Source organism: Psychrobacillus sp. FSL K6-4046 (assembly GCF_038624605.1).
Lineage (GTDB): Bacteria > Bacillota > Bacilli > Bacillales_A > Planococcaceae > Psychrobacillus.
This window is the reverse complement of sequence record NZ_CP152020.1, coordinates 2,874,053-2,886,936: the sequence shown is the minus strand read 5'-3', so window position 1 is coordinate 2,886,936 and position 12,884 is coordinate 2,874,053. Positions and strand designations below refer to the sequence as shown.

Sequence of the window (12,884 nt, the reverse complement as noted above, 5' to 3'; positions counted from 1 at the left end):
GTATAATGGAGGCTTTTTCTTTTTCTTTAAGCAACAGCAGAGCTAGCATTTTGCATATAAAAAAAGAAGACTGGCACATACTCCAGTCTTCTTCCTCATTTTATAATGCCTTCAACATTCCACCATCAATTACTAGGCTTTGGCCTGTCATATAAGTATTTGCCTCAGAGCATAAAAAGGTAATGACCTTGGCAAATTCAGCAGGCTCTCCATATCTGCCCATTGGAATGATTTGTTTAAACCCTTCTCGAACATCGTCTACGGTTATATCACGCTTTTTAGCTGCAATTTCATCTAGCTCTGTTACGCGATCTGTTTGAATACGCCCTGGTCCAACGGTATTAATCAAAATATTATCCTTGCCATATTCTCTTGCAATACTTTTCGACAAACCAACCATACCCAATCGGAAGGTATTCGACAAAATTAGACCATCTAATACTTCTTTAGTAGAAGACGACGAAATGTTTACTATTCTACCGAATTTTTGTGCTTGCATGAATGGAATAGCATGTCGAATGGTACGTATATAGCTAAGCAGATTTTTTTCAAATGCTTCCATCCAGTCTTGGTCGGTTACTTGTCCGAATCCTCCTGGAGATGGCCCACCAGCATTATTGACTAAAATGTCTACTCCACCAAGCTGGGTTTCTGCTTCTTTAAATAATTGAGCAATATCCTCTTCCTTCGTAACGTCACAAACGGTGTAGAAGATATTTGGATTGGAGCTATGTTGTTTTATATCCTCCATAGTTACCTTTAATTCTTCTTCATTGCGACTAGAGATAAGCACCTTTGCTCCTTCTTGTGCAAACTGTAAAGCGGTTGCTTTTCCTAAGCCCTTACTTGATGCCGTCACTATAACACGTTTATTTTGGAGTCCTAAATCCATTGAAGCGCTCAACCCCTTCATTTCTTATTTATAAGAATATCTTACATTTAATATTCAGATTTGTCAGTGTAAATGATTATCCTTCGATATGATCGTCATTATTTGATTAACAGCAGCCTCCAAAGAGAGATTTTTACGCTGTTTTTAATTTGTTAAATATTTTATTTACCCTACTTTATAACTACCTATTTTTTTGTATGCAGAGATGAATAAAATTATTCGTTTTGTCCTAAAAACAGATTAACAGAAGATTTCATAGATTTTACATCTATATTTAGCGAAGAAACCATCGACAATTGTCGATGGTTTTTTATTGAAAACCTTATGTATCAAGGGTTGTCCCAAATTTAAAGAGAAATCTCCTTGATTACATTAGACGTCTTTTGTAATGAAAATGTTACATAACTGTAAAATAAAAAAGGTTTAAAGAGTGATAAGATGAATATAGTTAAGTTTTCAGAAAATTTATGACGTCGGAGGAACTACATGAACTTGAAGTCTATATCGCAAAAAGTCATTGGTATAATTATTTTATCTATGCTTTTAGTCACAATTCCATATGCAGCTAATACTGAAGCTTCTAGCTCAATAGATTCATCTGAATTAGTATCCACTGCTAAAAACTTAATAGGCATTAAATATCGCGGAGGCGGAACTACTACTGCTGGATTTGATTGTTCAGGTTTTGTAGGTTACGTATTTGATGATTTAGGAGTTAATCTTCCAAGATCATCCGCAGGTATGTATGCAAAAGGATCAAAAGTAGAAAAGGATGATCTTTCATCAGGGGATCTAGTTTTCTTTAATACATCTGGTAAAGGCGTATCGCATGTTGGCATCTATATTGGAGATGGTAAATTTATTCACTCCTCAAGCTCGAAGGGTGTAAAGGTAGATAAGCTAAGCGATCCATACTATTGGGGCAAACGTTTTGTCGGAGCTAAACGAGTAGCAGATGTAACGATGACTGCAAATAAATAAACATATAACAAGGTACCTTATCGGATTAGTCGATAAGGTATTTTTTTATAGCTTCATATAATAATAGTTTTAATCACACTAGGATGGTTTGCATTTAATATATCAGTGGTTTTCCTTTTCTAAGCCTTATGATTTTATAGGATTATGGCAATTACACACATATTAAAGGTTCACTGACTTATAATTACCAACTAAAACTCCAATAAAAGCGGAATTATAGTATGAAATATCAAAGTGTTTAAAATACATAAATAGGGTATAAAAGTAGTAGCAACATTATTTTCATATACCTCTAGCAGTCGAATGATTTCTTGTAAATAAATTCTTTATTAGTCATAATGAAGAAAAATATAAGGTTATTATTGGTTCTTGTGGGAGGACATAGTATGCAATATAAAAGAAATGAATATTTTCGGTACACATTTGGTGAACCTACTGAAGCAACTTTTCGTCTAATAAAAGAATCGGGAGGTGACCAACCTGCTGAATTCTCTAATAAGGGGAACTGTCAAATCGTAGATATAAGCCCGAATGGCTTGCGAATGGTCACAGAGCTATCCCTTGCTATCGAGCTAATAAAGCGAATTGAGATAAGTTTTATTATTGATGAGACCCAGCTAGATATGATAGGTGAGCTTGTTTGGTGCAAGAAGAGTGTACATGGTTTCTTCGAATACGGAGTACGATTAGTTAGGGATCATGACACGGACCAAAGAATTGTTAATGAACTGAAAGCTCGCCGGAGAAAAGAAATGGAAAACAAACCCAAAGATGTGACAAGATTCGACAAAAAATAATTATTTTATTTCTTAAAAAGAAGGATATTAAATAGGGATTGTAGAAATATTATATAGAGTTAAATTAAAGGAGGAGTTTACATGCTAAACTTTAACATTCGTGGAGAAAACCTTGAGGTGACTCCTGCAATTCGTGATTACGTTGAGGGCAAGATCGAAAAAGTGGGTCGATACTTTAACGAGGAAATTCAAGCGACTGCAAATGTCAACTTAAAGGTATACAATGACAAACAAACTAAGGTCGAAGTGACAATCCCGATGAAGAATTTAACTTTAAGAGCGGAAGAACGTCATACTGATATGTATGCCGCTATTGATTTAATAGTAGATAAATTAGAACGTCAAATTCGTAAATATAAAACAAAAGTAAATCGTAAAAGCCGTGAGCGTGAAGGGGTTGGAGCTTACTTCGCTGCAATCGATCCGCCAGATGCACCAGTTTCAAATTTAGAAGAAGACGAATACAATATCGTCCGTACTAAACAATTTGATTTAAAACCAATGGACCAAGAAGAAGCAGTTTTACAAATGAACATGCTTGGTCACAACTTCTTCATCTTTACTGATGCAGATTCAATGGGTACTCATATTGTTTATAAACGTAGAGATGGGAAATATGGTTTAATCGAAACAAACTAATACAACCTGGAAGCTAGTTGTATCATCGTAAATAAATACTTTTTAACGACAAAAAGTGACAAAACTCTTCTCTTACCTAGAGAAGAGTTTTTGTTATGTTTAGGTAATTATAAAGTTTTGAATCTATGGATAATTAATGTCTAGCTCCAGCGCCTTGCCCCTCGGGTCAAATGGATAAAAGCTCCGGTGGCTGAGGAACTGCCTCCTCGCCTTTCTCCATTTGCCTGTCGGGGCAGAGATAGGCGCCTGTGCATTTCTTGATGTCTAGCTCCGACGCCTTGCCCCTCGGGGTCAAATGGTTAAAAGCTGTGGTGGCTTTGGAGCTGCCTCCTCGCTTTTCCCCATTTGCCTGTCGGGGCAGAGATAGGCGTCTATGCTTTTCTTTTGTTACTCATTTGCGTGACTTTGTAACGAATGGTAAAATGGAGAGTAAGACTAAATGGGAAGTGAATATAATATGCTTAACGTTCTGAATAAAGTATTCGATTTAAATAAACGCGAGTTAAAACGATTAGAAAAAATCGCAGATAAAGTAGAAGCATTAGCAGGAGAAATGGAAGCTCTTTCTGATGAAGCATTAAGTGCAAAAACAGTTGAATTCCGTGGCAGACTAGCGGATGGAGAGAAATTAGACCAGCTTCTACCAGAAGCATTTGCCGTTGCACGAGAAGGGGCTAGACGAGTACTTGGTCTGTATCCTTTCCGAGTACAAATTATGGGTGCTGCTGCATTAAATGAGGGCAATATTGCAGAGATGAAAACCGGGGAAGGTAAAACACTTACCTCTACGATGTCTGTTTATTTAAATGCGTTAAGTGGACAAGGTGTACACGTAGTAACTGTCAATGAATATCTTTCTAGTCGTGATGCAGAAGAGATGGGTAAATTATATAATTTCTTAGGTTTAACGGTAGGATTGAATTTAAATTCTCTTTCTAAGGATGAAAAACGTGAAGCTTACGCTGCTGATGTGACTTATTCAACTAATAATGAGCTTGGCTTCGATTATCTTCGTGACAACATGGTGCTTTATAAAGAAGAAAAAGTACAACGTCCGCTTCATTATGCTGTAATTGATGAGGTCGATTCGATCTTGATCGATGAAGCAAGAACTCCTTTAATTATCTCAGGGCAGGCTAACAAAGCCGCAGCTTTATATATGCAGGCCAATGCTTTTGTTCGTACGTTAACGAAGGAAGAAGATTACACCTACGAAGAATCAACAAAAGGTGTTACTTTGACTGATGTCGGTGTGGAAAAAGTTGAAAAAGCGTTCCGTATAGATAACTTGTTTGATTTAACACATGTACGCTTAAACCATGCGATTAATCAATCCTTAAAGGCTCATGTATCTATGCATCTAGATGTAGATTATGTGGTGCAAGACGGGGACGTAGTAATCGTTGACTCCTTCACTGGACGTTTGATGAAAGGTCGTCGCTATAGTGATGGCTTGCATCAAGCTATTGAAGCAAAGGAAGGGTTAGAGGTTCAAAATGAATCCATGACGATGGCTACAATTACGTTCCAAAACTTCTTCCGTATGTATGACAAGCTGTCAGGGATGACTGGTACAGCTAAAACAGAGGAAGAGGAATTCCGTAACATTTATAATATGAATGTTATAGCGATCCCAACGAATAAGCCAATCGCTAGAGATGATCGTGCCGATTTAATCTATGCATCTATGAATGGGAAATTTGAAGCGGTTGCTGCAGATATTGCTGAACGAAATAAAAAAGGTCAGCCAGTACTGATTGGTACGGTTGCAATTGAAACTTCTGAAATCATTTCCAAGCTGTTAACAAAGCATGGCATTAAGCATAATGTATTAAATGCAAAAAACCATGAGCATGAAGCAGAAATAATCGCAACAGCTGGACATCTTGGTTCTGTAACGATTGCTACTAACATGGCTGGTCGTGGTACAGATATCAAACTTGGAGATGGAGTACTAGAAGTTGGCGGTTTAGCTGTTATTGGTACAGAGCGTCATGAATCTAGACGTATTGATAATCAGCTACGTGGTCGTTCAGGGCGTCAAGGAGATCCAGGGGTAACACAATTCTATCTTTCTATGGAAGATGAACTAATGCGTCGATTTGGTTCAGATAATATGCGTAATATGATGTCTAAGATGGGTATGGATGATTCACAGCCAATCCAATCTAAGATGGTGTCACGCGCGGTAGAATCTGCTCAAAAACGAGTAGAGGGTAACAACTTTGACTCTCGTAAGCGATTGCTGCAATATGACGATGTATTACGTCAGCAACGTGAAATCATCTACAAAGAGCGTAACGAAGTTCTGGAAACAGAAAACATGCGTGACTTAGTGGAAACCATGATTTTCGCTGTTATTGAGCGACTTGTAACTACGCACACTAACGCGGAAAATAAAGCAGAGTGGAATTACAAAGCAATAGAGGATTATATTCAAGCAAATATGCTTCCAGAGGGTGTTATTACGCAAGAAACTTTAGAAAATCTTTCTCAAGAAGAAGTTATTGAGAAGATTAAAGAAGAAGTTATCTCCTTCTATGATGCAAAAGAAGAAGAAATGACAGCTGAACGTATGCGCGAATTTGAAAAAGTTGTACTGCTTCGTTCAATTGATTCGAAATGGATCGATCATATTGATGCAATGGATCAGCTTCGTCAAGGGATTCACTTACGTGCATATGGTCAAACAGATCCGCTTCGCGAATATCAAAGTGAAGGCTTTGCAATGTTCGAGGCAATGGTTGAGTCAGTCCAAGAAGATGTTGCTAAATATGCGATGAAAGCAGAAATTCGTAACAACCTAGAGCGTGAAGAGGTAGCAAAAGGGCAAGCTGTAAATCCAAAAGAAGAAGGCGGTCCTGTAAAGAAAAAACCTGTTCGCAAACAAGCAACAGTGGGACGTAACGAACCATGCCCATGTGGTAGTGGAGAAAAGTTTAAAAATTGCCACGGAGCAGTTAGATAATAGAGATATTCGGAGGAAACAAAAAATGATAGAAATTTCAGTTGTAAGAAATGAATTAGACCGTACGGCGGGCAAGTTAAATGACTTTAGGGGGTCTCTTTGACTTAGAAAACAAAGAGGTTCGTATACAAGAGCTAGAGGAATTAATGACTTTCCCTGACTTTTGGGATGATTCCCAAGGAGCTCAAAAGGTCATCAATGAGTTAAACGCTTTAAAAGGCATAGTGGAGCAATACAATAATCTTATGTCTACTCAAGAAAACTTAGAAATGACGTTAGAGTTATTGAAAGAAGTTCCTGATGAGGAATTGCAAGAGGAGCTTGGCAGTGAGCTGAAAGAGTTTACAGCTGCACTGGGAGAGTTTGAGCTTCAACTTCTTTTAAGTGAGGAATATGACAAGCACAATGCTATTTTAGAATTACATCCAGGTGCTGGTGGAACTGAATCCCAAGATTGGGGATCGATTCTTTTACGTATGTATCAGCGCTGGGCTGACAAACGTGGCTTTAAAGTAGAAACGATCGATTACTTGCCAGGAGACGAAGCAGGTATTAAATCTGTAACGCTACTGATCAAAGGTCATAACGCTTATGGATACTTAAAAGCAGAAAAGGGTGTACATCGTCTAGTTCGTATTTCACCGTTTGATTCGTCTGGTCGACGACATACCTCTTTTGTGTCTTGTGAGGTTATGCCAGAGTTTACTGATGAGATTGAAATTGAAATCCGTACAGAAGATTTGAAAATAGATACGTATCGTGCAACAGGTGCGGGTGGTCAGCATATCAATACAACTGACTCCGCTGTCCGTATCACTCACTTACCAACTAACTCAGTTGTAACATGCCAATCAGAGCGTTCACAGATTAAAAACCGTGAGCACGCGATGAAGCTTTTAAAATCAAAGCTTTACCAATTAAAAATCGAAGAACAGGAAGCTCAGCTTGCTGAAATTCGTGGAGAACAAAAAGAAATTGGATGGGGAAGTCAAATTCGTTCCTACGTATTCCACCCTTACTCTATGGTTAAGGATCACCGTACCAATGAGGAAAGTGGAAATGTCCACGCAGTCGTGGATGGGGAAATTGACCCATTTATTCATGCCTACTTACGTTCCAAAATAAATTAATAGACGGTAAAAAATCCCATGCTATAATAAAATAGTATGGGGTTTTTACTATTTTATATGGGGATTGGGGAAAAAGTATGAACATTGATGATTTAAAGCAGAAGGATTTATTAAAGAAAAATAATATTCTTTATTTGGCATTTGCATTAGCAGCTGGGCTGGGGCTATTAGTTCAAATCATTATTCAAGCAAAATCTGAAATAATTGTTTCAATAGGTGTACCATTTGTTGCTTCTATCGTTTTTTATTTTTTAGCAAAGAAATCTATGAAAGTAGCTAAATTATTTCCTTATATTATTATTTTAGCTACCACCATGGTTGCATTAAGTACGGCATACTTCAATAAAATAAGTATAGCCACTATTATTTTGGCGTTTTTTGTGCTCGTTTTAAGTAGTATACATAATGACCGTTTTGTTTTTATTTATGGATATGTCTTATCTGTGATTGCACTGTATTTAAATGTTTCAAAGGACGAATTAAACCTATTTGATGGACAGACAATTAATGTATTCTTTATACAATTTATAATGGCTTTAGGCGTTTATTTACAAGTGATTCAAAGTAAGTCTTTGTTTGGGAAGATGCAGCAGTTAACGGAGGAAGCCGCCATTAAAGCTCAAGAAGACAATCTCTTAAATGACAAATTACAAAATGCAGTGCATGTCATTTCAACCAATTTAGAACAGATTCGCACAAGCACACAATCCGCTAATATTGCGCAGCAGGAGATGCTATATGCGGTAGGGGAAGTGAGTGTCGGTGCTCAACGTCAGGCAGATCATGTGTCTGATATAGTGCGTAATACTGAAGCAACTAGCAGCTCCGTAAAAGAAATGGCGAACAACTTAGAGTTAATCGTTCAAAAGGCAGAATCTGCTGGGCAAGATGCTTCAGAGGGCTCAAAAGTGATGGCAGAAATGACAAAAGATATCACCCAATTTACAATCTTTTTTGAAGAATTGAATGAAACATTTCAAAACTTGTTTGAAAAAATTAATGAAACAAATCAGTTTGCTAAAGATATTCGACAAATTACAGAGCAGACGAATCTATTAGCATTGAATGCCTCTATCGAAGCTGCCAGAGCTGGAGAGCATGGTAAAGGATTTTCTGTAGTAGCTGAAGAGATTCGAAAACTTGCAGGGGTAACCAATCAAACAGTGGAGAAAATAGATGACAATCTTAACAATGTCAATAAATTTAATGAGGCTGCTCTTCAAAAGCTGAAATTAGGGTTAGCACAAACTCACTCACAAGCCGAAACAGCGGAACAATCCAATGAGTCCTTCAAAGGTCTGTTTGAAACGATGAAGACGCTTCAGTCATCATTAACAAGCTATTTAAATGAGATTGAAACGATTGCAGAAAACAGCGAATCCATCAATGTAAGTACAACAGAGTTTGCTGCAATCATTGAAGAAAGCACGGCTACTGTCGAGGAAATCAATGCAACTTTAGTCAATATCACAGAGGATCAGCTTGCTATTTCGGACTACATCGACGAAACCTATAAGGAAGCACAATCTATTAGTAAATAATTTCTTGTAGTTAAAGTGTATCTAATTTATTTTAGATGCGCTTTTTTATTGTTTAGGAAATTATAAAGTTCTGAACCTGTGGATAAATTGATGTCTAGCTCCATCGCCTTGCCCCTCGGGGTCAAATGGATAAAAGCTGTGGTGGCTGAAAAGCTGCCTCCTCGCTTTTCCCCATTTGCCTGTCGGGGCAGACATAGGCGCTTGCGCTTTTCTTGTTTTGTGCAAGTAGCCTGTTAATACACCATCTTGCTAAAGTTCACAAAAATCTTTTCTGTTGTTATACTATTTCAGGTTGAATAAAAGAATTTACATGAAAGAGGAATAGTAATGACTACTACGACAAATAATAGAGTTCATAAAGAAATGTCTCCTTGGATGGCGAATGTTAGAGATTATTTATACGTCATCATTGGTGCTGCAATAATAGCGCTTGGCTTTAATGTGTTTTTATTGCCAAACCAGGTTGCATCAGGTGGAGTAAGTGGGATAAGTACTATCTTAAAAGGAGTTTTTGGCTGGGAGCCTGGGCTTGTTCAGTATGCTTTTAACATTCCTTTGTTTATCGCAGGCTTAATATTTCTTGGTGCAAAATTTGGGATTAAATCTTTTGTTGGAACCTTAGTTTTACCTGCAGTAGTTTTACTAACTGCAAGCTGGGAACCATGGACATATAATCCTTTGTTAGGTGCATTATTTGGTGGTATTACAGTTGGTCTAGGTTTAGGAATCGTATTTAGAGGCGGCGCTTCAACAGGCGGAACAGACTTAGCAGCTCAAATCATAACCAAATATACGGGCTTTTCTTTAGGAAGAAGCGTCTTGCTAATCGATGGCCTAATTGTGTTGAGTGCTGCCGTAGTATTTGATATTGAACAAGCTTTATACGCTTTAATAGGTTTATTTGTAACTACTAAAACAATCGATATTGTGCAGCTAGGATTTAGCCAATCAAAAATGATTTATATAATTACGAATAAACAGGACGAAATTAGAGATGCTATCTATAAGGAGATTGATCGAGGGGTAACTAAACTACCTGCATATGGTGGATATACCAATGAAGAGAAGTCTATCCTTATGGTGGTGGCGTATCAAACAGAGTTCACAAAGCTGAAACATGTGGTTCAAATCATTGACCCCACTGCATTTGTAATAGTTTCTGATGCCTATGAGGTGTTAGGAGAAGGTTTCAAAAGGTACTAAATTTGGTATAATATGAGTGCATTCATAATGTTGAGGGAGGTTCATTAAATGAATAAAAAATTATTAGCTGTTATCTTTGGAGCAGGTCTTATGCTTGCTGCTTGTGGCGGTGGAGACGACGAAGCAAAAGATACTGGCACAACTGACACTGGTACAACTGATTCGACTGAAACCGCGTCTGTAGATGCTGAAAAAATTGTAAATTCTAAATGTATTAGCTGTCATGGCGGAAATTTAGAAGGACAAGGTAATTTCCCAGCTCTTGCTGATGTAGGATCTCGCTTATCTGAAGATGAAATATTAGATGTTATTTTAAACGGCCGCGGAGCAATGCCAGGTAAAATCATTGAAGGCGCTGATGCAGAAGCAGTTGCTGCATGGTTAGCGGAGAAAAAATAAAATCGTGAGACAAGCAGCTACTTTTATAAGTAGCTGTTTTTTTGTTGGAATGAGACAGTGCCCATAGAGTGGAGGGAAGTGTCCCATAAGTAAGAGGAAAGCGCCCATAAAGTAAGTGAAGGTGTCCCATAAATGCGAGATATCCGCCCATAAGGATGAAAAGCGCCCATAGGGTTGAGGGAAGTGTCCCATAAGTAAGAGGAAAGCGCCCATAAAGTAAGTGAAGGTGTCCCATAAATGCGAGATATCCGCCCATAAAGATGAAAAGCGCCCATAGAGTTGAGGGAAGTGTCCCATAAGTGAGTAGAAAGCGCCCATAAAGTATGTAGAAATGTCCCATAAATCACAGGTATCCGCCCGTAAAGTTGAAAAGAGCCCATAGAGTTGAGGGAAGTGCCCCATAACTGAGTGGAAAGCGCCCATAAAGTATGTAGAAGTGTCCCATAAATCACAGGTATCCGCCCGTAAAGTTGAAAAGTGCCCATAGAGTTGAGGGAAGTGCCCCATAACTGAGTGGAAAGCGCCCATAAAGTATGTAGAAGTGTCCCATAAATCACAGGTATGCGCCCGTAAAGTTGAAAAGAGGAGAACGTATAAAATTTTGTGTAAATGACCATAACTTTCCTATAGGAGATGATCATTATGCAAAATTACGAAAATATGAGAATCAAGGATTTAGCTAGAGAGTGTCAATCTGTTGATGACATCATCGAGATGATGAAAAATCTTTTTAAAGAAACATTACAGCTTGTATTTGAGGCCGAAATCGAAGACCACCTTGGCTACTCCAAACATAGCCCGACAGGAAATAATACCGGAAACAGTAGAAATGGCTATCGTTCAAAGGTGATTCGAACAAAGTTTGGAAATACAGAATTAAATATACCTAGAGACCGCAATGGTGAATATGAACCGCAAATCGTGAAGAATTACGAGTCGTCCATCAATGGCTTAGAAGAACAGATTTTAGCTTTGTATTCCAAAGGAATGTCCACAAGAGATATCGAGTCACATATGAAAGATATATATGGTGTCGAAGTATCTCCTAGCTTGGTTAGTAAGGTAACAGATAAAATTTTACCTCAGATTTTCGAATGGCACTCCCGCCCTTTAGACCGTGTGTATCCAATTGTTTATTTGGATGCGGTCCACTTCAAGGTGAAGCACGAGAACCGTATTATTAATAAAGCTGCTTATACTGTTCTCGGCATTAATTCCGATGGAATTAAGGATATCCTTGGTATATGGGTAGGTGAAAATGAAAGCGCGAGCTTTTGGCTAGGTGTCTGTACAGACCTTAAAAGTCGTGGTGTAGAAGATATCTTTATTGCGTGTAAGGACGGACTTTCTGGCTTTACAGAAGCGATCCAGAGCACCTTTCCAAAGACGCATATTCAGTTGTGTGTGATCCATCAATTACGAAATACCATGAAGTATGTGCCTTCAAGGGAACGAAACCCGTTTATGACCGATTTAAAGAAGGTATACAAGGCTTCTACTTTGGAGCAAGCTGAACTTGAGTTTGGAAAAGTAAAGGCATCATGGAAAGATAAATATCCGAAGGTTATTGGTTCTTGGGAGGAACATTGGTTGGAGCTTACAGCTTACTTTTCCTACCCGACGGAGATACGGAAAATCATTTATACGACCAATACAGTGGAAGGATTCCATCGCCAACTGAGAAAGGTAACAAAGACAAAAACAGCCTATCCTACGGACAATTCACTAAAGAAGATTCTTTATTTGGCCACGATGGATGCCATAAAAAAATGGAATAAGCCTATTCCAGGATGGCTAGAGTGTGAGGGACAATTCAAAATTATTTTTGAGGGGCGGATTTAGTAGGATTATCCCTTGTTCATGTACAGTCGTGTTGGGCTCCGCTACGCTACACCCAAAAGTTTTACGCTTAATTTAGACCAAAAAGATAAGAAAAAGAGAGAGAAAAACCCTCTCCTTTTTGGCCATCGGTTAAGTGCTCAGGTTGCTCTTCAGCAGAGCCTTATCCCCTTAACGGATAAAGTAAGTATGTGCTTAGAATAAAGATAGTAATACATTTACACAAAATATTTTACATTCCCGAAAAGAGCCCATAGAGTTGAGGGAAGTGCCCCATAAGTGAGTAGAAAGCGCCCATAAAGTAAGAGAAGGTGTCCCATAAATGCGAGGTATTCGCCAATAAGGTTGAATTACTCTAACTAGTTTCTAGAGGTGTAACTAAATCCCAGCAAATCGCCCGTAAAGAGAGCAAAGTGTCACCTAAAACTTTGGAATCCGCACCTACCCCCGCAACCCGCACTTGTCATCCTCCCCTAAATCTCCAATATCCACCCA

General features: G+C 38.3%; 10 protein-coding genes. 9 read left to right on the top strand and 1 reads right to left on the bottom strand.

Going from position 1 to position 12,884, the window contains the following annotated elements:
* Positions 1-100 precede the first annotated feature (100 nt).
* Positions 101-892 carry an SDR family oxidoreductase gene (locus MKY09_RS14235; RefSeq protein ID WP_342566933.1) on the bottom strand — a complete coding sequence of 264 codons (792 nt, stop codon included), beginning with the start codon at positions 890-892 and terminating at the stop codon, positions 101-103.
* 486 nt (positions 893-1,378) lie between these two features.
* On the opposite strand from MKY09_RS14235, the gene MKY09_RS14230 reads away from it, so the two are divergent.
* The 9 genes from MKY09_RS14230 to MKY09_RS14190 all read left to right on the top strand — a co-directional run bounded on the left by MKY09_RS14230 (position 1,379) and on the right by MKY09_RS14190 (position 12,392).
* A complete protein-coding gene (locus MKY09_RS14230; RefSeq protein ID WP_169358843.1) occupies positions 1,379-1,873 on the top strand; it encodes a C40 family peptidase in 495 nt (164 codons plus the stop codon).
* Positions 1,874-2,259: 386 nt separating this feature from the next.
* A complete protein-coding gene (locus MKY09_RS14225; protein WP_342566932.1) occupies positions 2,260-2,670 on the top strand; it encodes a PilZ domain-containing protein in 411 nt (136 codons plus the stop codon).
* A gap of 81 nt (positions 2,671-2,751) precedes the next feature.
* Positions 2,752-3,309 (top strand): ribosome-associated translation inhibitor RaiA, encoded by a 558-nt coding sequence (raiA, locus tag MKY09_RS14220; protein ID WP_251552802.1) that lies wholly within the window; start codon positions 2,752-2,754, stop codon positions 3,307-3,309.
* 457 nt (positions 3,310-3,766) lie between these two features.
* Positions 3,767-6,277, top strand: coding sequence for a preprotein translocase subunit SecA (gene secA, locus MKY09_RS14215; protein WP_342568255.1), 2,511 nt, complete (start codon positions 3,767-3,769; stop codon positions 6,275-6,277).
* Between the two features lie 28 nt (positions 6,278-6,305).
* A protein-coding gene (prfB, locus tag MKY09_RS14210; protein WP_169358855.1) for a peptide chain release factor 2 occupies positions 6,306-7,407 on the top strand; the annotation gives its coding sequence in 2 pieces (ribosomal slippage) (positions 6,306-6,377 and positions 6,379-7,407; 1,101 coding nt in all).
* 77 nt (positions 7,408-7,484) lie between these two features.
* Positions 7,485-8,948, top strand: coding sequence for a methyl-accepting chemotaxis protein (locus tag MKY09_RS14205; protein WP_342566931.1), 1,464 nt, complete (start codon positions 7,485-7,487; stop codon positions 8,946-8,948).
* A 363-nt stretch (positions 8,949-9,311) separates the two neighbouring features.
* A complete protein-coding gene (locus MKY09_RS14200) occupies positions 9,312-10,151 on the top strand; it encodes a YitT family protein (protein WP_342568254.1) in 840 nt (279 codons plus the stop codon).
* 48 nt (positions 10,152-10,199) lie between these two features.
* The gene (gene cccB / locus MKY09_RS14195) at positions 10,200-10,550 is read left to right on the top strand and encodes a cytochrome c551 (RefSeq protein WP_342566930.1); all 351 of its coding nucleotides are present in this window, start codon (positions 10,200-10,202) and stop codon (positions 10,548-10,550) included.
* A gap of 642 nt (positions 10,551-11,192) precedes the next feature.
* Positions 11,193-12,392, top strand: coding sequence for an IS256 family transposase (locus tag MKY09_RS14190; RefSeq protein ID WP_169361554.1), 1,200 nt, complete (start codon positions 11,193-11,195; stop codon positions 12,390-12,392).
* The last annotated feature ends 492 nt before the right edge of the window (positions 12,393-12,884 follow it).

What these genes read in the sequence shown, in the direction of transcription:
- MKY09_RS14225 (WP_342566932.1), top strand. Translation starts at nt 2,260, where the DNA reads ATGCAATATAAAAGAAATGAATATTTTCGGTACACATTTGGTGAACCT.
- MKY09_RS14205 (WP_342566931.1), top strand. Translation starts at nt 7,485, where the DNA reads ATGAACATTGATGATTTAAAGCAGAAGGATTTATTAAAGAAAAATAAT.
- cccB (WP_342566930.1), top strand. Translation starts at nt 10,200, where the DNA reads ATGAATAAAAAATTATTAGCTGTTATCTTTGGAGCAGGTCTTATGCTT.
- MKY09_RS14200 (WP_342568254.1), top strand. Translation starts at nt 9,312, where the DNA reads ATGTCTCCTTGGATGGCGAATGTTAGAGATTATTTATACGTCATCATT.
- MKY09_RS14235 (WP_342566933.1), bottom strand. Translation starts at nt 892, where the DNA reads ATGGATTTAGGACTCCAAAATAAACGTGTTATAGTGACGGCATCAAGT.
- raiA (WP_251552802.1), top strand. Translation starts at nt 2,752, where the DNA reads ATGCTAAACTTTAACATTCGTGGAGAAAACCTTGAGGTGACTCCTGCA.
- MKY09_RS14230 (WP_169358843.1), top strand. Translation starts at nt 1,379, where the DNA reads ATGAACTTGAAGTCTATATCGCAAAAAGTCATTGGTATAATTATTTTA.
- MKY09_RS14190 (WP_169361554.1), top strand. Translation starts at nt 11,193, where the DNA reads ATGCAAAATTACGAAAATATGAGAATCAAGGATTTAGCTAGAGAGTGT.
- secA (WP_342568255.1), top strand. Translation starts at nt 3,767, where the DNA reads ATGCTTAACGTTCTGAATAAAGTATTCGATTTAAATAAACGCGAGTTA.